The sequence below is a fragment of the Luteimonas sp. 3794 genome, from assembly GCF_031456825.1.
GTDB lineage: Bacteria > Pseudomonadota > Gammaproteobacteria > Xanthomonadales > Xanthomonadaceae > Luteimonas.
This window is the reverse complement of record NZ_JAVDVJ010000006.1, coordinates 92,051-110,793: the sequence shown is the minus strand read 5'-3', so window position 1 is coordinate 110,793 and position 18,743 is coordinate 92,051. Positions and strand designations below refer to the sequence as shown.

The 18,743-nt window shown below is 68.6% G+C and carries 16 protein-coding genes; 11 read left to right on the top strand and 5 right to left on the bottom strand.

Annotated features, from left to right (window positions below):
• Positions 1-71: 71 nt before the first annotated feature.
• Genes J2X52_RS10595 through J2X52_RS10585 form a run of 3 tightly spaced genes read right to left on the bottom strand, consistent with a single transcriptional unit; the run spans position 72 to position 1,442 of the window.
• Positions 72-641, bottom strand: coding sequence for a hypothetical protein (locus J2X52_RS10595; protein ID WP_310152725.1), 570 nt, complete (start codon positions 639-641; stop codon positions 72-74).
• Entirely contained in the window at positions 629-841 is a 213-nt protein-coding gene (locus J2X52_RS10590) for a helix-turn-helix transcriptional regulator (RefSeq protein WP_310152722.1), read from the bottom strand. The genes J2X52_RS10595 and J2X52_RS10590 overlap by 13 nt, the downstream gene beginning before the upstream one ends.
• A 10-nt stretch (positions 842-851) precedes the next feature.
• On the bottom strand, positions 852-1,442 hold the full coding sequence (locus tag J2X52_RS10585; RefSeq protein WP_310152718.1) for a hypothetical protein: 591 nt from the start codon (positions 1,440-1,442) through the stop codon (positions 852-854).
• A gap of 215 nt (positions 1,443-1,657) precedes the next feature.
• On the opposite strand from J2X52_RS10585, the gene trxA reads away from it, so the two are divergent.
• Positions 1,658-2,542 (top strand): thioredoxin, encoded by an 885-nt coding sequence (gene trxA / locus J2X52_RS10580; RefSeq protein WP_310152715.1) that lies wholly within the window; start codon positions 1,658-1,660, stop codon positions 2,540-2,542.
• A gap of 71 nt (positions 2,543-2,613) precedes the next feature.
• Complete coding sequence (locus J2X52_RS10575; protein ID WP_310152713.1) at positions 2,614-3,096, top strand: DUF4442 domain-containing protein; 483 nt, start codon at positions 2,614-2,616, stop codon at positions 3,094-3,096.
• Here J2X52_RS10575 and J2X52_RS10570 read toward each other — a convergent pair.
• A complete protein-coding gene (locus J2X52_RS10570; RefSeq protein ID WP_310152708.1) occupies positions 3,063-4,391 on the bottom strand; it encodes a hypothetical protein in 1,329 nt (442 codons plus the stop codon). The two genes, J2X52_RS10575 and J2X52_RS10570, sit on opposite strands and share 34 nt — an antisense overlap.
• A 221-nt stretch (positions 4,392-4,612) precedes the next feature.
• On the opposite strand from J2X52_RS10570, the gene J2X52_RS10565 reads away from it, so the two are divergent.
• The 6 genes from J2X52_RS10565 to J2X52_RS10540 all read left to right on the top strand — a co-directional run bounded on the left by J2X52_RS10565 (position 4,613) and on the right by J2X52_RS10540 (position 12,995).
• Positions 4,613-6,316, top strand: coding sequence for an NAD(P)/FAD-dependent oxidoreductase (locus J2X52_RS10565; protein WP_310152704.1), 1,704 nt, complete (start codon positions 4,613-4,615; stop codon positions 6,314-6,316).
• A gap of 123 nt (positions 6,317-6,439) precedes the next feature.
• A complete protein-coding gene (locus J2X52_RS10560; protein ID WP_310152699.1) occupies positions 6,440-8,527 on the top strand; it encodes a protein kinase in 2,088 nt (695 codons plus the stop codon).
• Positions 8,528-8,633: 106 nt separating this feature from the next.
• Complete coding sequence (locus J2X52_RS10555) at positions 8,634-9,314, top strand: DUF502 domain-containing protein (protein ID WP_310152696.1); 681 nt, start codon at positions 8,634-8,636, stop codon at positions 9,312-9,314.
• Positions 9,315-9,387: 73 nt separating this feature from the next.
• Entirely contained in the window at positions 9,388-11,268 is a 1,881-nt protein-coding gene (locus tag J2X52_RS10550) for a DUF885 family protein (protein WP_310152693.1), read from the top strand.
• Positions 11,269-11,685: 417 nt separating this feature from the next.
• Positions 11,686-12,102, top strand: coding sequence for a hypothetical protein (locus tag J2X52_RS10545; protein WP_310152690.1), 417 nt, complete (start codon positions 11,686-11,688; stop codon positions 12,100-12,102).
• Between the two features lie 14 nt (positions 12,103-12,116).
• Positions 12,117-12,995, top strand: a complete 879-nt coding sequence (locus J2X52_RS10540; protein WP_310152687.1) for a bile acid:sodium symporter family protein — start codon at positions 12,117-12,119, stop codon at positions 12,993-12,995.
• A gap of 189 nt (positions 12,996-13,184) precedes the next feature.
• Here J2X52_RS10540 and J2X52_RS10535 read toward each other — a convergent pair whose 3' ends face one another.
• The gene (locus J2X52_RS10535; protein WP_310152685.1) at positions 13,185-14,477 is read right to left on the bottom strand and encodes a dicarboxylate/amino acid:cation symporter; all 1,293 of its coding nucleotides are present in this window, start codon (positions 14,475-14,477) and stop codon (positions 13,185-13,187) included.
• A gap of 218 nt (positions 14,478-14,695) precedes the next feature.
• On the opposite strand from J2X52_RS10535, the gene J2X52_RS10530 reads away from it, so the two are divergent.
• The 3 genes from J2X52_RS10530 (at position 14,696) to J2X52_RS10520 (ending at position 18,722) form a co-directional block, all read left to right on the top strand.
• Positions 14,696-16,396 carry an alkaline phosphatase gene (locus tag J2X52_RS10530; protein ID WP_310152682.1) on the top strand — a complete coding sequence of 567 codons (1,701 nt, stop codon included), beginning with the start codon at positions 14,696-14,698 and terminating at the stop codon, positions 16,394-16,396.
• A gap of 350 nt (positions 16,397-16,746) precedes the next feature.
• A complete protein-coding gene (locus tag J2X52_RS10525) occupies positions 16,747-17,532 on the top strand; it encodes a 3-hydroxybutyrate dehydrogenase (RefSeq protein WP_310152679.1) in 786 nt (261 codons plus the stop codon).
• The gene (locus J2X52_RS10520; RefSeq protein WP_310152676.1) at positions 17,529-18,722 is read left to right on the top strand and encodes a patatin-like phospholipase family protein; all 1,194 of its coding nucleotides are present in this window, start codon (positions 17,529-17,531) and stop codon (positions 18,720-18,722) included. Before J2X52_RS10525 ends, J2X52_RS10520 begins: the two co-directional genes overlap by 4 nt.
• The last annotated feature ends 21 nt before the right edge of the window (positions 18,723-18,743 follow it).

Below are 18,743 nucleotides of genomic sequence, written 5' to 3'. Positions count from 1 at the left end.
TCGCGCGCGATGGGGCTCCACAGGCGCCGCACATCGCGCGCAAGCGCGCGCCTACACAGGACCTCCGGACATCAGCGCGCGGGCGGCACGCGCCATGCCAGCAACAGCGTCCACGCCATCCACGCGGCCAGCACCACGCGCGGGCCCAGGATGGGCCCGAGCAGCACAGGCGCCAGCAGGCAGAGCGCGCAGATGACCAACGACGGCCAGCGCACCGCGCGCAGCGAGCAGCCGGCCATCAGCGCGCCCGCGCAGAACGCCAGGTTCCAGACCATCCACGCCGTGGCGTGCCAACGGCTGGCGCCGCTGTCGAGTTCGTTCGGATCCAGCGTCAGCACGCCTTGCGCCGCGAAAGCCAGCGCGGCCAGCAGCATCAGACGCAGCGCGATGCCGGCGCCGAGGCGCGCATCCGGCAGGGCTGCGCGCATCCGTCGCGCAGCGAATGCGACGACGAGCCCCGGGCCGATCCATGCCAGCAAGTTGAACAGCCACGCCAGCGGCATGCCGCGCGCGCCTGACCAGGCCAGCGGCGCGCCTGCAGGCACACCGGTCATCACCGCGAATACCAGCAGCGCCAGCAAGGTGCAGGCATGCGCGCCGACGACCAGCGGGCGCAGCCGCACGCCACTCACGCCGACCACCGGAAGACGTCCTCGACCCCGACGCCGAACGTCCGTGCGATCCGGAACGCCAGCTCCAGCGACGGCGCATAACGCCCCGCTTCCAGCGCGATGATCGTCTGCCGCGTGACCTGGCAGGCATCCGCCAGCGCCTGCTGGGTCATCTCACCGTGATCGAAGCGCAGGCGGCGGATCTCGTTGGTGATGGGCGTGCCGGTCATCGGACGCGGTTCATCGACGATCGCGCCAGTACAGCATGGCCGCGCGCCACTGGCCGATCGCATTGGCGACGAACATTACGGCGAACACCGCCGCGACCGTGGCACGTGCATCGGGCACGTCGCCCATGCGGCTGGCGTAGAGCGCATACACAGCGGCACCCGCGACGATCGATGTCTCCAGTGTGCGCTTCGACCAGCGCGTGGCCGCCGCCTGGATCGTCGCGTCGCGCTCGTCCTCGACCACGCCGCGGTGGCGCGCCTGCGCCCCCAGCCGGCGTGCGCGGATCTCCGGCCCCAAGAGCACCAGGCTGGCGTAGCCAAAAAGCAGGCACCAGGTGATCCAGCCCTCGCCCAGCCGTCCCGCGGCGATCATCTGCAGGAAGATCACCGCCGCCAACAAGAGCTGGGCCGCGTTCCACGCTTCGGTTTCACCGGGCGACGGGCCGGCCCCTTCCCCAGAGAACCGAGCGCTGCGCCACGCCAGGCCTGCGATGCCGACCAGCAAGAGCAGCACCGGTCCAAGCGTGAGCCCACGCAAGGCGGGGTCCTTCGACACGAACAGCAGGCCGAAACCGGTGAACACTGGTGCTGGCCAGATCACCGACCAGACCGACGGCCTATCGCTCCGCGGTTGCCCGCTCGGAGCTGCGAGCTCTCCATGCATCGACATGCTGTCCCTCCATCAGACTCCAGGTAAAAAAGAATTTACATTCTGGATGGACCATGTCAACTATTTTTGACATGGTTGTATCCTGCGCATCCGTCGCCATCCTTCGGGATCGCGCCCGGCGCATTCCCTCTTCAACGGACTTCCGCATGCTCCTCGACGGCAACGCCCCCGCTCCCGCAGCCCTTCCCCACGTCTTCGACGCGACCACCGCGACCTTCGAAACCGAGGTGTTGCAGGCGTCGTTGCAGACCCCGGTGCTGATCGATTTCTGGGCCGAATGGTGCGGGCCGTGCAAGTCGCTCGGTCCGGTGCTGGAGAAGCTCGCGGCCGAGTACAACGGCGCGTTCGTGCTGGCCAAGGTCGATGTCGACAAGGAACAGCAGATCGCGGCCGCGTTCCAGATCCGTTCGGTGCCGACGGTGTTTCTGCTGGTCGGCGGCCAGCCGGTCGACGGCTTCCCCGGCGCGCTGCCCGAAGGCGAGATCCGCGAGTTCCTGAAGAAGCATGGCATCGAGCCGGCTGAGGGCGGCGCTGTCGAAGCGGCTGAGCCCGCGCCGCTGGATCCGGACGCCGAAGTCGCGCGCCTGCGCGACGCAGTGGCTGCCGAGCCGGACAAGGCCGAACTGCGTCTCGACCTCGCCTTGGCCCTGCTGCAGACAGGCGATTCGAAGGCGGCCGAAGGTCTGCTCGACGGGCTGCCGGCGAACCTGGCCACCGACGACCGCACGATCAAGGCGCGCGCCCGGCTGGATTTCGCCACGCTGCTCGCCGATGCGCCGTCGGCCGACGCGCTGCAGGCAGCCATCGCCGCCGATCCCGCCAACCTCACCGCGCGCCACCAGCTCGGCGTCCGTCATATCGTGTCCGGCGATGCCGAGGCGGGCCTGGAGCAGTTCATAGAAATCCTCGCGCGCGACCGCGATTTCCAGGACGGCCTGCCGCGCAAGGCGCTGATCGACGCATTCCGCATCATCGAAGACGCCGCCCTCGTCGGCCGCTACCGCCGCAAGATGGCGTCGCTGCTGTTCTGACCTGACGCCTTCGGGCGCTTCCGTACAGCAGCGTATGGCAAGATCGGCGTCCCCTCGCCGATCGCCCGCCCATGACCCCGCGCCGTTTCCGCTTGCTGATGAATCTGTGGCCGCCGTTCCTGTTCGCGGGCATAAGAGTGACCCGCATCGACGAGAGTTTCCGGCATGCGCGCGTCGAACTGCGTCAACGCTGGTTCAACCGCAACTACGTCGGCACGCACTTCGGCGGTAGCCTGTTCGCGATGACCGATCCGTTCTGGATGATCATGACCCTGCGCGCGCTCGGCAACGACCACGTGGTCTGGGACAAGGCCGGTGAGATCGAGTTCATCCGTCCGGGCCGCGGCACCGTTCACGCGACCTTCGATCTGGACGACGCCACGGTGGAAGCGATCCGCGCCGACACCGCAGACGGCAGCAAGCATCTGCGCTGGTTCACGACCGACGTACTCGACGCCTCGGGCGAGCTGGTCGCCCGCGTGCGCAAACAGGTCTACGTGCGCCGCAAGCGGCGCAGCGGTCAGTTCGGGTCTGTGGTCGATTCGACCAGATAGGCCGGAAGCGGCAATGACCACGTCTCACCGCGCCTGGTGTCGTACTGCGCGATTTCCAGCGATTGCCCGTCCGCGGTGACCGTGATGTCGCGCGCGGGACTGCGCAGCGCCGCGGGGCTGCGTGCCAGACGCTCGGCGAGTGTGCCGTCGTCGGGCTGGTCACGCAGCCAGGCGAGTGTGGCGAGGAGTTGCAGGCGGGCGTTCTGGTCCTGGGCACGCCACGCGTACCCGGCGTACGCGGGCCGAGCGATATCACCGAGGATGCAGCCGGAGATGTTGGCGACACATTCAAGGCGGCGCCATGCAGGCGGCATCACGGACATCGCACTGAGCTGTTGATCCGCAGCCAGTGCGGCGCCTTGATCGAGGCAGGGCGGAACCATCTGCTCTGCCATCAGCGCACGGAATCCATCCCGGTCGAGCACCAGCCAACGCCATGCATTGTGCTTCTGCATCTCGGGTAGCGTGTCGCTCACACCCATGCTCCACGCGAATTCGCCCCGCATCGCGGGACAGATCGATGCATCCACCGCTGAGGGCGGAGCAAGGGCTGCCTCGCAACTGGACGGCAGCGGCGTATCGCGCGGCATCACGGCGAGCATCCGGGCCAGCAGCGCGCCGTATCCGTCCGTGACAAGCGAAACACTCAACATCCTCATGATGAGCGTGTCGCTGTGCGTTCCGACGCGACGCCAGGCCGCCAGGTCGCGGCAGGTCGCCTCGACCGCAGGCACCTGCTCGCCGCTTACAAACTGGACTGCATATGCAGTGATGGGCCACCCCAGCAGCGTGAACGCCGGCAGCGGAGCCCGGTGATCGGCTGGTTGTCGCGTCGCGTGGTGGTCATAGGCCGAGAGTGCCTCGACACGCTCGATCAATCGAGCATTCGCCTGCACCAGCGCTGCGTAGTCGTCGAATGCGGCCGACACCCTGGCCAGACAGTCCGCGCCGCCGAAGCCGCAGGGCGCGACCGCGCCATTGACAGGCGTGAGGTCCGGGTAACGCTTGGCAGCGCTAGTGAATACCAGCGGACCATCAGGTGCGCGCAGCGCCTCGGTCAGCGCCTGCATGTCCGCATCCGCGACCGCGGTGATCTCCGCCTCGGGCACGTCATACGGCAACACCCAGATCGCATCGAAGGCATTGCGCCCTTCAAACGTGTTCGACGCCTCCATCAGCGCCAGCGCCGCGCGCTGCTCCGGCGTCGGTCCACGCAGCCGCGACCATGTCCACAGCGCCGCCAGCACCAGCACCACGACCAGCAGCCCCACACCCAACCGCTTCAACCAGCGCATTCCCGACTCCCCTGCCCCGCGTCCTGCGGACCGGCAGTTTGCCAGCTCGGCCGGCCTGTCTGCGACTGCTCGACGGGTAGACCGGTGCCGTGTCCGGAGGATCGACAGGTATCCTGTCCGCCGCGCCAGACCCTGCGCCGAACGCATCGACGCATCCGAGTGCACGCGTGCGATGCGCAACGCCGCTGACCCACGCCCGCCCGCCACCGCCCTGAATGCCGATGCTCCGACTCACCGATCTCAAACTGCCGCTCGACCACGACGATGCCGCCCTGCCCGAGGCGATCGTCGCGCGCCTGGGCATCCACGCCGACGAACTCACCGGCTTCTCCGTCGCCAAGCGCAGCTACGACGCGCGCCGGCGCGGGGCGATCGTGCTGATCTATTCGGTCGACGTGGAAACCTCGCGCGAGGCCGACATCCTGCAGCGGCTGGAACTCGATCCCGAAGCCGCCGCGGCGGACGACCAGGCCGAAGGCGCCGTGGCCGGTAGCAGCGGCAAGGTCGGCCCGTCTCCGGACACCTCGTACCGCTTCGTCGCACGCACCAGTGATGCCCTGCCGCTGCGTCCGCTGGTGATCGGCACGGGGCCCTGCGGCCTGTTCGCAGCGCTCGTGCTCGCGCAGATGGGGTTCCGGCCGATCGTGCTGGAGCGCGGCAAGGCGGTGCGCGAGCGCACCGTGGATACCTTCGGCCTGTGGCGGAAGAAGGTGCTCAATCCCGAGTCGAATGTGCAGTTCGGCGAAGGCGGCGCCGGCACGTTCTCCGACGGCAAGCTCTACAGCCAGATCTCCGACAAGCGCCATCACGGCCGCAAGGTGCTGACCGAGTTCGTCGCGGCAGGTGCGCCGGAGGAAATTCTCTTCGTGAGCAAGCCGCACATCGGCACGTTCCGGCTGGTGTCGATGGTCGAGCACATGCGCGCGACGATCGAGTCGCTGGGCGGCGAGATCCGCTTCTCCAGCCGCGTCGACGATCTGCTGGTCGAATCCGATGCCGACGGCGTGCGGCACGTGCGCGGCGTGACACTCGCAGATGGCGAGGAGATCCGCAGCGACCACGTGGTCATGGCGCTCGGCCACAGTGCGCGCGACACCTTCGCGATGCTGCACGCGCGCGGGGTGTTTCTGGAAGCGAAGCCGTTCTCGATCGGCTTCCGCATCGAGCATCCGCAATCGCTGGTCGATGCCGCGCGCTTCGGCCCGCAGGCCGGCCATGCGCTGCTCGGCGCCGCCGACTACAAGCTGGTGCACCACGCGCGCAACGGCCGCTCGGTCTACAGCTTCTGCATGTGCCCGGGCGGCACCGTGGTGGCCGCGGCCAGCGAACCCGGCCGCGTGGTCACCAACGGCATGAGCCAGTACTCGCGCAACGAGCGCAACGCGAACGCGGCGATCGTCGTCGGCATCACGCCGGAGGACTTCCTGCCCTATGCGCCCGAAGGCGGACCGCTGGCCGGTATCGCCCTGCAACGGCACTGGGAGTCGAACGCCTACGTGCTCGGTGGCGGCGAGTACGAGGCACCGGGGCAACTGGTCGGCGACCTGCTGGCAGGACGGGCATCGAACGCCTTCGGCAGCGTGGTGCCGTCGTATACGCCGGGCGTGCGCCTGGGCGATCTGTCGAACGCATTGCCGGACTACGCGATCGCCGCGATCCGCGAAGCCCTGCCGGCGTTCGACCGCAAACTGCGCGGATTCGCAATGCATGATGCGCTGCTGACCGGCGTCGAAACCCGCACGTCCTCACCGCTGCGCATCACCCGCCACGACGACGGCCAGAGCTTGAACACGCGCGGGCTGTTCCCCGCCGGCGAGGGTGCAGGGTATGCCGGCGGCATCCTGTCGGCCGGTGTGGACGGCATCAAGGCCGCCGAATCGGTGGCGATGGCGCTCGTCGCGGCCGGGCACGCACGCGCGGCCTGACCGCAGCGCCTCGCGAGCAGATCTGCCGCGCGACACCGTGTGCCATGGAGGCATGGCAACCTGCAACGCATCACATCGTTTTCCAGCGCGTCCTCGGTATGCTGTGCGACGCAAGGGGGAAGCATGCCGCACACACCAACCGGGCCTGATTCAACGGTCTTTCCGGAGATCGCCGGCTACCGCCTGGTGCGCGTTGTCGGCCACGGCGGCATGGCGACGGTCTATCTCGGCACGCAGCTGTCTTTGGGGCGCGACGTGGCGATCAAGGTCATGCTGCCCGAGGCGCTGGCCGACGAGGTAAGCCGCCGCCGCTTCGAGAACGAAGCGCGCACGATCGCCCGGCTCGAGCACCCCAACATCGTCGGCATCCACGAGGTCGGCCGCACCGATGACGGTCTGCCGTGGTACGCGATGCCCTATCTGCCGCACGGCCATCTGGGCAACCGCGACCTCACTGGCGACCACGCCCGCGTGCGCGAGGTCCTGCGCGCGCTGTTGTCGGCGCTGGCCTACGCGCACGCGCGCGGCGTGATCCATCGCGACGTCAAGGCCGAGAACGTGCTGTTCGACGAGGCCGACCGTCCGTTGCTGGCGGATTTCGGCATCGCCCTGCGCCGCGGCTACGGCACGCGCGTGACCATGGTTGGCCTCGCCGTCGGCAGCACCGCCTACATGGCGCCCGAGCAAGCGCGCGGCCAGCAGGTCGATTTCCGCGCTGATCTCTACAGCGTCGGCGTGCTGGCCTGGGAGATGCTCAACGGCAGCCTGCCGTACCAGGGCGAAGACGCGCTGTCGATGGCGATCGCCCATACCCAGAACCCGATTCCGCGCCTGCCGCCCGCGCTGCGCCACTGGCAGCGGTTCATCGACCGCGCCCTGGCCAAATCGCCCGGCCGCCGGTTTGCCGATGCCAACCAGATGCTGCAGGCGCTGGCGCAGGTGCCGCAGCGGGATGGCAAGCGGGAGCCGGTGGTCGCGGCCACGTTGCGGCGCCTCGGCGACGGCGCGCGCCGGCTGCTGCATGGCGCGCGGCAGATGTCGCCGACGCTATGGGTGCCGGTGGTGCTGGTGGTTGCGGCCGGAATCGGGTTTTTGCTACGCACCTCGGCCGCCCCCGACATTGATGGACCTGCTGCGCCTGGCCTGGCCCGCGTCGCCGGGCAAGCGCCCGCGCCGGTCGATGCAGAAGGCCTGGCCCATGACGCGGCCCGCACACCGGCTACTGCCGGAACGGCGACCGAGCCGTCTGCGCCGCAGGCCGCGCCGGTTTCGGCGTCGGATCGCCATCTGGGCGATGCCGAGCGCCAGTTGCGCGCCGGCCAACTGGCAGCGCCGGCAAGTGCGAACGTGTTCGAATCATTGACTCGCGCCTGGCAGGCCGATCGCGAACATCTGCGGTTTGCGCCGCTGTCGGGCCGCGCGTTCGACGCCGCCGGGGCGCGTGCCACTGCCTTGATCGCCAAGGGTGACCACGAGGCCGCCGCCAGCCTGCTGGCCGCCGCGCGCCAGCACGCGACGGCGACCGGACAGGGCGACGGCGAATCGATGCGCCGACTGCGTACGCGGGTCGACGCGGCGCTCGAAATCCGCATCGGCGAGGCGGTCGCCAATGTCGACCGCGCCGAAGCGGTCGCAAGCCTGGCATCGGCCGACGCCCTGGGCCTCGATGCCGCCGCGACCGCGCGCCTGCGCCGCCAGGCCATGACCATTCCCGATGTCGCCGCGCTGGCCGCCCGCGTCGCCGGCGGTGCACGCGTGATCCGCAGCAGCGACGGCGTCTATGCGATCTCGAACACGCCGGTCAGCCGCGCGGACTACGGCGCCTTCGTCGCCGCCACCGGCCACAAGTCGGCCTCGTGCCGCGCGCGTGGTTCGGTCCTGCGGGCACTCTCGTCGAAGGACTGGGAAGACCCGGGTTTCGAGCAATCGCCGTCCGACCCGGTCGTCTGCGTGTCCTGGCACGACGCGGTGGAATATGCGCGCTGGCGCAGCGAACGCGAAGGTCGGAGCATCGTTGTGGCCTCGACAGCGCAGGGCGCCAGTGTCGCGACGCCGGCCAGCGGCCCGGCCGAATGGCGCAGCGATTGCGCGGCCGCCTGCAAGGACCGGATCGCCGCTGGCCCAAGCCAGCGCGACGCGCTCGCCAGCCGCGCGCTCGACCCGCGCCGCGGCTACGACGACGTCGGTTTCCGGCTCGCGCACCTGCCCTGACGCAGCGCCTGCGCCGCAACGCCCGCTGTCGCCCGGCCGGCACACTGTTTCCGCAGCACAGCCGCCGGGGGCATCATGTCGGGCTCCCACCCACCCGCGGATTCCAATGAGTGCCCCCACCCTGGGCGGACGCCTGCAGCGTCTGTTCCTCACCGGCCTGCTGACCCTGCTGCCGATCTGGCTGACCTGGATCGTCGTCAAGTTCGTGTTCGTGCTGCTCTCCGACATCAGCACGCCATGGGTCGCGCCGCTGTCGCACAGGATCGCCGCGGGGTTTCCCAATGCGCTCGGCTGGGCCAGTGCCGGCGCCGTGCAGGCGACGATCGCCCTGCTCGCCACGATCGTGCTGATCCTGGGTGTCGGCTGGCTGACGCGCCGCGTCGTGGGCCAGCGCATGCTGTCGTGGGTGGACGCGCTGGTACGCCGTATCCCGTTGGCGAACGTGATCTATTCCAGCGCGCGCAAACTGCTCGACATCCTGCAGACCAAACCCGACGGCACCCAGCGCGTGGTGCTGATCGACTTTCCGCACCCGGGCATGAAGTCGGTCGGTTTCGTGACCCGCGTGATCCGCGAACAGGGCACCGGCCGGGAACTCGCCGCGGTGTACGTGCCGACCACGCCCAACCCGACGTCGGGCTATCTGGAAATCGTGCCGCTGGAGAAGATCACGCCGACCGACTGGACCGTCGATCAGGCGATGAGTTTCATCATCTCCGGCGGTGCAGTCGCGCCCGAGACGATCCCGTTCGACCCCCAACCGGCACCCGGCACGCCAGTGCCCTGAGCACGTGACCTTCGGCCCTTGCCGGCCGCGTACCGCTTTCGACAGCATCGACCGATTTCCATTGGAGCCCGACATGAAGCAGCCGCTCGTCCTCGCCATCGCCGTCGCTATCGCCGCCGGCGGCGGACTCGCCGGCTGCAACCGCGATGCGCCCGCGCAGGCGTCTGCCGCCACCATCGCCGACGTGCCGGTCGAGGATGCTGCGGCGCGCGCTGCGCGGCTGACCACGCTGTATGCCGATTACTGGGAAGAACTGCTCAAGCTCAACCCGGTGCAGGCGACCTTCCAGGGCGACACGCGCTACAACGACCAGTTGCCGGATTTTGGCAGCGCCGAGTATCGCGAGCAGGTGCGCAGCTTCAACGAGCGCTGGCTCCAGGCGGTCGAGGCGGTCGGCATTGACGGTCTGCAGGGCCAGGACCTGCTGAGCTACCGCATCTTCGTCGACGAGCGTCGTAACGCCCTCGACGGCGACCGTTTTCCGGACTGGATGATGCCGGTCAACCAGATGGGCAGCATCGTCAGCTATTCGGTGCTGCTCGGCTCGGGCACGAATGCGCAGCCGTTTGCGACCGTCGCCGATTACGAGGCCTGGTTGCGTCGCGCCGCGCGCGTTCCCGTGCTGCTGGACACCGAAATCGCCAACATGCAGGCCGGCATCGAAGCCAATGTGGTGCAGCCGCGCGTGGTGATGGAAAAGGTGCTGCCGCAGTTCGACGCGATCCTCGTCGATGACGTGGAGAAGAGCCCGTTCTGGGGCCCGGTCGAACGATTCCCGGACGATATCGCCGAGGCCGACCGCGCGCGCCTGACCGCCGAATTCCGCACCCTGATCACCGAGCAGCTCAATCCAGCGATCCAGCGCCAGCGCGACTTCATCGCCAACGACTACCTGCCGCACGCGCGTGACAGCGTCGGGCTCGACGCCCTGCCCGACGGCATGGCCTGGTATGCGTTTTCCGCAAAACAGCAGACCACGTCCGACCTGACGCCCGAGGCGATCCACCAGATCGGCCTGGACGAGGTGGCCCGCATCCACGAGCAGATCCGCGGCGTCATGGCGGAAACGAAGTTCGAGGGATCGCTGCAGGACTTCTTCCGCTTCATGCAGACCGACCGCCGCTTCGAGTTCCGTTCCGAGGCACAGCTGCTGTCGCACTACCGCGCCATTGAACAGAAGATCGAGGCAAAGGTGCCCGAACTGTTCTCACTGACGCCCAAGGCCGGTTTCGAGATCCGCCCGATCGAGGCCTTCCGCGCCGCGTCGGCCGCGGGCGGCGAGTACATGAGTCCCAGCGAGGACGGCAGCCGCCCGGGCATCTTCTACGTCAACACCTTCGATCTGCCGACCCGCAAGCGCTGGGACGCTGAAGACCTGTTCCTGCACGAGGCGATTCCCGGCCACCACTTCCAGCTGGCGCTGCAGCAGGAGCTGACGGATCTGCCCGCGTTCCGGCGCTTCGGCGGCGAGACCGCCTACATCGAAGGCTGGGGCTTGTACGCCGAGAGCCTGGGCAAGGAACTCGGCCTCTACACCGATCCCTACGACTACTTCGGGCGCTTGCAGGGTGAGCTGTGGCGCGCGGTGCGACTGGTCGTCGACACCGGCCTGCACAGCAAGGGCTGGACACGCCAGCAGGTACTCGACTACATGTTCGAGAACTCGTCGGTCAGCGAGCCGGATGCGGTCGCCGAGGCCGAGCGCTACATCGCATGGCCCGGCCAGGCGCTGGCCTACAAGATCGGCGAGCTCAAGATCCAGGAACTGCGCAAGCGCAGCGAGGCGGCGCTGGGCGAGGATTTCGACATCCGCGAGTTCCATGCCGAAGTGCTGAAGGACGGGGCGCTGCCGTTGCCGTTGCTGGAGGCGAAGATCGATGCGTGGATCGCGTCGCAGCGTGGACGCGCCGACGCTGCGCCGATTGAAACGGCGCCGGCAGGGGTTGAGTCGTAAGACGGGCGCCGGCAAGTCGCGACTGCAAGGCATCGTCCGGAGAGTCGGGGCCCTGGTCTCACGCCCACAGCGCCATCGACCTGGCGCCGGGGTGCCCAGGTAGGACGGCCCTGGCGCACTGGCGTGCGTGGCCTGCGCAGGTCGCGCGCGACTGTTTCGCCGCGCAAGCCGCTGGGTCCCGGCGTTCGCCGGGACGACGACATCCGCCTGACGACGACGTCTGTCCTCCGTCATTCCGGCGAACGCCGGGATCCAGCGACTTCGTTCTGACGATCGCGTGTTCCCGCGTCCGAGACGACACGCGACGCCTGTCGTAGAAGCCCCTGCGCTCCCGACCCACCTCGCGATGCCGCGCGCCGCTTGCCCTCCTCCACCCGCCGCGCGATGCTGCACGCCGGTTCGCGCTGGGGAGGCGCCATGATCCGCACGATGTTTTCGGTGATGCTCGGCATGGTCGTTGCCCTGATGGTGATGCTCGGACTCGAGTTCATCGGCTCGTGGATGTTTCCGCTGCCGGCCGGGCAACTCGCTACTGACGCGGACCTTGCCGAGATCGTCGCGAATGCGCCGACCGGCAAGCTGGTCTGGGTGCTGTCCGGCTGGCTGCTCGCCGCGGTCTGTGGCGGCTGGGTCGCGGCGCGACTCGCGCGCGTACACCCGATGAGCGCCGCGATCACGGTCGGCGTGCTGATCACGCTCGGCGTGATCGGCAATGCCTGGATGCTGCCGCATCCGCTCTGGATGACGCTGCTCGGCGTGATCGGTCCGATCCCCCTCGCGTGGTGCGGTGGCCGGCTCGCGCTGCGGCGCAGGCGCGCCGACGCGCCCGCCTAACGACAGGACGTCTCATGCAGGCATCGTTGCTGACCACACTGCTGTTGCCGCTCGCGCTGGGCGTGATCATGTTCGGGCTCGGCCTCGGCCTGACGCTCGAGGATTTCCGCCGTGTTGCGCGCTATCCGCGCGCCGTGCTGATCGGTCTTGCCCTGCAGATCGGCGTGCTGCCCTGGGCGGCGCTCGGGCTCGCGCTGCTGTTCCGGCTACCGCCCGAACTCGCGGTCGGCCTGATGCTGCTGGCTGCATCGCCGGGCGGCGCGACCGCGAACATCTACAGCCACATCGCGCGCGGCGACGTGGCGCTCAACATTACCCTGACCGCGGTCAACAGCGTGCTGTGCCTGCTCACGCTGCCGATCATCCTCGACCTGTCGCTGGAATTCTTCCTCGGCGCCGGCCAGTACGTGCCGCCACCGACGCGCAAGATCGTCGAGGTCGCGCTGATCATCCTGCTGCCGGTCAGCATCGGCATGCTGGTGCGCGCGTTCGCGACCGGCTTCGCGTCGCGCATGGAGAAACCGATCCGGTTGCTTTCAGTAGTCGTGCTCGCCTTGCTGATCGTCGCTGCCGTCGCCAGTACCTGGGACACGCTGCTCGCGTACTTCGCCGCGGTCGGCATCGCCTGTCTGCTGTTCAATCTCGTCAGCATGGGCACGGGCTACGCAGCGCCGCGTGCGCTGAAACTGCCGCGCCGGCAGGCGATCGCGATTGCGATGGAGATCGGGATCCACAACGGCACGTTGGCGATCTTCATCGCGCTCAGCGTGCTCGGCAACGCAACGATGTCGGCGCCGGCCGCGGTCTACAGCCTGCTGATGTTCTTCACCGCGGCCGCATTCGCCGCCTGGCTCAACCGGCGCGGTGCGCGCGGTGCCGACGCGGCCGTCTGAGGCGGATGCAGGCACGACGCACGCGGCAGATCGTCGCTCCGTCTGCGCACTGGAATCAGCATGCGTCCGTTCCTCACCACGTGCGCGCTCCCACTCTGCGACGCAGCGGGATCCGGAATAAGTCGACACCTGCGATGAGGCGCTCAGCGCGCCACGGGGAAGAGCGGCCGTTGAATCCGACGCGATCCGCTATTTTTGCGCTTCAGTCTCGCTGTCGACATCCTCGAGCCCGACATTGCTGCGCGCCGATTCGTAGATCTCGCGGTCCAGCAGCCCGGTCTCGCGCGCGACCAGCACCGGCACCAGCATCTGCCCGGTGACATTGGTCATCGTGCGCATCATGTCGAGGATGCGGTCGATCGCCAGCAACAGGCCGAGACCTTCAAGGGGCAGGCCGGCCGCCGAGAGCACCACGGTCGCCATGACCACGGCCGTGCCCGGCACGCCGGCGGTGCCAAAGCTGCCGAGCACCGAGGCCAGCAGGATCGCCGCGTACTGGGCGAAACTCAGTTCGATCCCGAAGTACTGGGCGATGAACACCGCCGCGAGCGTCGGATAGATCGCGCCGCAGCCGTCCATCTTGATCGTCGCGCCCAGCGGCACGGCGAACGCGGCGTAATCGCGGTTGACGCCGAGGTTGTGGGTCACGCTGCGCAGCGCGACCGGCATCGACGCCAGGCTCGACGAACTGACGAACGCGACCTGCATGCCGGGCGCGGCGCCGCGGAAGAACTTCAGCGGATTGAGCCCGTGGGCCAGCAGCAGACCACCGTAGACGAATAGGATGTGCACCGCGCAGGCGACGTAGAGCGCGATGACGAAATTGCCCAGCGGCAGCAGCCGCTCGAAGCCGTAGGTGCCCACGAGCGCGGCGATCAGGCCGAAGGTGCCGATCGGCGTGAGCTCCAGCACGAAGCGCGTGACCTGGATCATCGCGTCGCTGGCCTGGCCGACCAGCGTGCGCAATGCCGCGACGCGTTCGCCCAGCTTCACCAGCGCGAAGCCGACCAGCCCGGCGAAGAAGATCACCTGCAGGATGTTGCCGTTCGACAGCGCCGCGAACGGATTGGTCGGCACCACGTTGAGCAGCACTTCGACCGGCGTCGGCACCTCGCGCGGCGTGTAGTCGGCGGCCGCGGTTAGCGAACCCGCCTCGACGCTGAGCCCCGGATTGAAGGTGTAGGCGACCGCAAAGCCGATGCCGACCGCGAGCACCGCAGTCGCGGCGAACCAGCCGAATGTGCGACCGCCGAGCGCGGCGATCGATTGCTGCCCGTGCAGGGCGGCCACAGCATTCATCACCGCGAAGAACACCAGCGGCACCGCGATCATGCGGATCAGGTTGACGTACAACGTGCCCAGCGGCTGCAGCCAAGTGCCCGCCGCCGGGCCCAGCAGCCACCCGACCAGCGCGCCGAGCACGAACGCGCCGAGCACGCGTTGCCAGAACGGAATGCGCAACCACCAGGCCAGAGCTTTCATTCGAAGAGTGTCCGCGACTTCAACAGGCGACGATACGTGAGCGCTTCCATGCTGGCGATGCCGGCACCGGGACGCCAGCGTCCCACAAGCAGAACGATGGGGTCGATATCACTGATCGCGTTCCGCGGAAATGTCCTCGTCCCGCGCGCATCCCGCCTTCGGGCTGCAATGCGCGGCGGGCATAATTGCCCGGCGTTTTTTCCGGAATCCCCTGCCCCATGCGTGTTCTCCCCATCGGCTTCGCCTGCGCCCTGACCCTGCTCTGCGCCGCGTGCGCCTCCACCGATCCGGCCGGCGCCACCCGGATCCGCCCCATCGATGTTCCACCCGCCGCCAGCCGCGTCGCCGAAACCGCGCCCTGGTGGTACCGCAGCGGAGCCGCGCGCGCAGCCGGCAATGGGGCGATGGACGGCCAGGCGAAGAACGTCATCGTCTTCCTCGGCGACGGCATGAGCCTGACCACGGTCGCCGCCGCGCGCATCCTCGAGGGCCAGCGCAACGGCGGCAGCGGCGAGGAACACCAGCTGAGCTGGGAGCATTTCCCGGCTACCGCGCTCAGCAAGACCTACAACACCGACTCGCAGACCCCCGACTCGGCCGGCACGATGACCGCCATCGCCACTGGCGTGAAATCGCATATGGGCGCGATCGGCGTCTCGGCCGGCAACCGTCTCGACTGTGCCGGCAGCCGCGGCCGCCATCTGCAGTCCTGGCTGCGGCTGGCGAACGATGCGGGCCTCGACACGGGCATCGTGACCACCACCCGCCTCACCCACGCCACCCCGGCCGCGACCTACGCCCACGCGCCGGACCGCAACTGGGAAAGCGACGCCGACCTGCCCGAAGAAGCCCGCGCTGCAGGCTGTCGCGACATCGCCCAGCAGATCCTCGACTTCGCCCCCGGCAAAGGCCCGCGTGTGTTGATGGGCGGCGGACGCGGCATGTTCATGCCGGCCAGTGAGCGCGATCCCGAGTACGACGACAAGGTCGGCCAGCGCCTCGACGGCCGCGACCTTACTGCCGAATGGCGGGCGGCCAATCCCGGCGGCGCCTTCGTCTGGAACACCGCGCAGCTGCGCGCGGCGAAAGACGCCGAGGCGGTGTTCGGCCTGTTCGAGCCCGACCACATGCAGTACGAGCACGACCGCGACCAGAGCGAATCCGGCGAACCGGATCTGGCAGAGATGACCCGCTTCGCGATCGAGCGTCTGGCCCGCGACGGCAAGGGCTATGTGCTGCTGGTCGAAGGTGGCCGCATCGACCACGCCAGTCACGAGGGCAACGCCTTCCGTGCGCTCGACGAGACCGTGGCGATGTCGCGCGCGGTGCAGGCCGCCGCCGAGATGACGTCCGCCGACGACACCTTGATCCTCGTCACCGCCGACCATTCGCACACGCTGAGTTTCGTGGGCTATCCGGCGCGCGGCAATCCGATCCTGGGCAAGGTACGCGGTCGCTCCGGTGAGGAAGGCAACCCGGCCGAGTACGCGCTCGACGCGACCGGCCTGCCCTACACCACCCTGGTCTACGCCAATGGCCCCGGCCATACCGGTGCCAGCAACCAGCAACCGGCGGGCACCAAGATCCACTACCACAAGCCCAGCAGCTTCGAGCCGGCGATCGGCCGCCCGGACCTGCGCGAGGTCGACACCGAGCATCCGGACTTCATGCAGGAAGCCCTGGTGCCGCTGGGCAGCGAATCGCACGGCGGCGACGACGTCGGCATCTGGGCGCGCGGCCCGGGCAGCGACGCGGTGCGCGGCACGATGGAGCAGAACGCGATCTACCACATCCTCGTGCAGGCCACGCCCGCGCTGCGTGCGCAGCTATGCGCCACCGGCCACTGCAACGCCGACGGCGTACCGGTGGACCTGCCGGTGATGACGCCGGTCGATGCACCAGCGCGCGCCGCCGACTGAGGCCGCCGCACACATCTGTAGGAGCGCGCTTGCGCGCGATGGGCTTTCCGACCAGAGCCACATCGCGCCCCAGGGCGCTCCTACAGGGGCCATATCCGCGTCCCGCCCCGCAACGCAGACAGCGCCTCGATCGCGCTGCAGCTGATCCGCAGCCGCGAACGGGTAGGAGCGCGCTCGCGCGCGATGGGCTTGCTCGGCAAAGCCCGATCGCGCCCAAGGGCGCTCCTACACCGGCCATACCTGCGTCCGCCTCCCGCAACGCGGATGGTGCATCGCCCGAAAGTACGACGCGCCCTGTCGCATCGCCGGGCTAAGCTGGCCGCATCCCCATCCGAAGCGGAGCGGCATCCATGAATCGACTCGACGGCAAGGTCTGCGTGGTCACCGGCGCGGCCAGCGGCATCGGCAAGCGCATCGCCGAGGTCTACGCCCAGGCGGGCGGCAAGGTCGTCATCGCCGATCTCAAGCTCGACGCTGCCGAAGCGACCGCGACCGAGATCCGCAACGCCGGCGGCGATGCACTGGCCGTGGCCATGGACGTGACCGACGAGGCCCAGGTTGTCGACGGTATCGCCAAGGCGGTCGCGCACTACGGCCAGGTCGACGTACTGGTGTCGAACGCCGGCATCCAGATCGTCAACAAGATCACCGATTTCAGCTACGCCGACTGGAAGAAGATGCTCGCCATCCATCTCGACGGCGCCTTCCTGACCACGCGCGAATGCCTGCGCGACATGGAAACCCGCAAGACCGGCGGCGCGATCATCTATATGGGTTCGGTGCATTCGCACACGGCGTCCAAGCTCAAGGCGCCCTACGTCACCGCCAAGCACGGCCTGCTGGGACTCGCCCGCACGGTCGCGAAAGAAGCCGCGGCCTACGGCGTTCGCGCCAATGTGATCTGCCCGGGCTTCGTGCGCACGCCGCTGGTCGACAAGCAGATTCCCGAGCAGGCGAAGGAGCTGGGCATCAGTGAGGACGAGGTGATCCAGAACGTGATGCTCAAGGACACCGTCGACGGCGAATTCACCACCGTCGACGACGTGGCCAATGTCGCGCTGATGCTCGCCGCGTTCGAGACCAATGCGCTCACCGGCCAGAGCCTGGTGGTCAGCCACGGCTGGTACATGCAGTGAGCCAGACCCGCACCGAGGCCGCCGTGCGCGAGCGGGTCGCGCGCTATCCCATGGTCGCGCTGGTGCTGCAGGGTGGCGGTGCGCTCGGCGCCTACCAGTGTGGCGTCTACGAGCGTCTGCACGCCGAAGGCATCGCCCCGAACTGGTTCGCGGGCATCTCGATCGGGGCCATTAACGCGGCGATCCTCGCCGGCAATGCCCCCGAGAACCGCATTGCGCAACTGCAGGCGTTCTGGAACGTCATCACCGAGCCCGCGGGGCCGGTCTCGCTGCCCGCACTGGCGATCCGCACCATGGTCGCCAGCCTGCCGGAACATCCCGCGCTGCTGTCGTGGGCCCGCGGCATGAGCGCGATGGGCGCGATGCTGCAGGGCCAGCGCGGCTTCTTCGAGGCACGGACGGTCTCGCCGCTGCTGGTGCCTGGCGATGGCAGCGACGCCGCGACCAGCTTCTACGACACCGCGCCGTTGCGCGAGACGCTGCTGCGCTTCGTCGATTTCGACCGCATCAACCATGACCACGCGGTGCGCCTGACGGTCGGCGCGACCAATGTCATGCGCGGCAATTTCCGCTATTTCGACAGCGCGCGGGAAACGATCCGGGTCGAGCACATCCTCGCCTCCGGTGCGTTGCCGCCCGCGTTTCCCGCGGTCGAAATCGATGGCGAGCCGTACTGGGACGGCGGCATCGTGTCGAACACACCGCTCGAGTACATCCTCGACTGCCATCCGCATGAGGACACGCTGGTGTTCCAGGTCGACCTGTGGAGCGCCCGCGGCCCGCGGCCGCGCTCGCTGCTCGACGTGCTGGAACGGGCCAAGGACATCCGCTTCTCCAGCCGCACCCGGCACGGCACCCAGATGGTCGAGACGGCGCAGAAACTGCGCACGTCACTGAAGGAGCTGATCGCGCACCTGCCCGACCGCAAGCTGCCGCCGCACCTGGAATCGGCGCTGGCGCCCTATCTCGACGACCGCGTGTTCAACGTCATCCATCTGATCTACCAGACCAAGTCCCATGAGCAGCAGAACAAGGATTACGCCTTCGGGCGCATCTCGCTACGCGAGCACTGGGACACCGGGCTGCACGACATGGACCGCACCCTGCAGCATCCGCAGTGGTTCGACCTGCCCGACCGCGAGATCGGCATGGCGACACACGACGTGCACCGGGTGAAGCCTGCGGGCTGATCGACATGAAACGGCGCCACC

Bases quoted from the DNA above. Each gene is read 5' to 3' on its own strand.
- J2X52_RS10545 (WP_310152690.1), top strand. From the start codon at position 11,686: ATGATCCGCACGATGTTTTCGGTGATGCTCGGCATGGTCGTTGCCCTG.
- J2X52_RS10590 (WP_310152722.1), bottom strand. From the start codon at position 841: ATGACCGGCACGCCCATCACCAACGAGATCCGCCGCCTGCGCTTCGAT.
- J2X52_RS10550 (WP_310152693.1), top strand. From the start codon at position 9,388: ATGAAGCAGCCGCTCGTCCTCGCCATCGCCGTCGCTATCGCCGCCGGC.
- J2X52_RS10565 (WP_310152704.1), top strand. From the start codon at position 4,613: ATGCTCCGACTCACCGATCTCAAACTGCCGCTCGACCACGACGATGCC.
- J2X52_RS10570 (WP_310152708.1), bottom strand. From the start codon at position 4,391: ATGCGCTGGTTGAAGCGGTTGGGTGTGGGGCTGCTGGTCGTGGTGCTG.
- J2X52_RS10540 (WP_310152687.1), top strand. From the start codon at position 12,117: ATGCAGGCATCGTTGCTGACCACACTGCTGTTGCCGCTCGCGCTGGGC.
- J2X52_RS10560 (WP_310152699.1), top strand. From the start codon at position 6,440: ATGCCGCACACACCAACCGGGCCTGATTCAACGGTCTTTCCGGAGATC.
- J2X52_RS10525 (WP_310152679.1), top strand. From the start codon at position 16,747: ATGAATCGACTCGACGGCAAGGTCTGCGTGGTCACCGGCGCGGCCAGC.
- J2X52_RS10530 (WP_310152682.1), top strand. From the start codon at position 14,696: ATGCGTGTTCTCCCCATCGGCTTCGCCTGCGCCCTGACCCTGCTCTGC.
- J2X52_RS10575 (WP_310152713.1), top strand. From the start codon at position 2,614: ATGACCCCGCGCCGTTTCCGCTTGCTGATGAATCTGTGGCCGCCGTTC.
- trxA (WP_310152715.1), top strand. From the start codon at position 1,658: ATGCTCCTCGACGGCAACGCCCCCGCTCCCGCAGCCCTTCCCCACGTC.
- J2X52_RS10555 (WP_310152696.1), top strand. From the start codon at position 8,634: ATGAGTGCCCCCACCCTGGGCGGACGCCTGCAGCGTCTGTTCCTCACC.
- J2X52_RS10535 (WP_310152685.1), bottom strand. From the start codon at position 14,477: ATGAAAGCTCTGGCCTGGTGGTTGCGCATTCCGTTCTGGCAACGCGTG.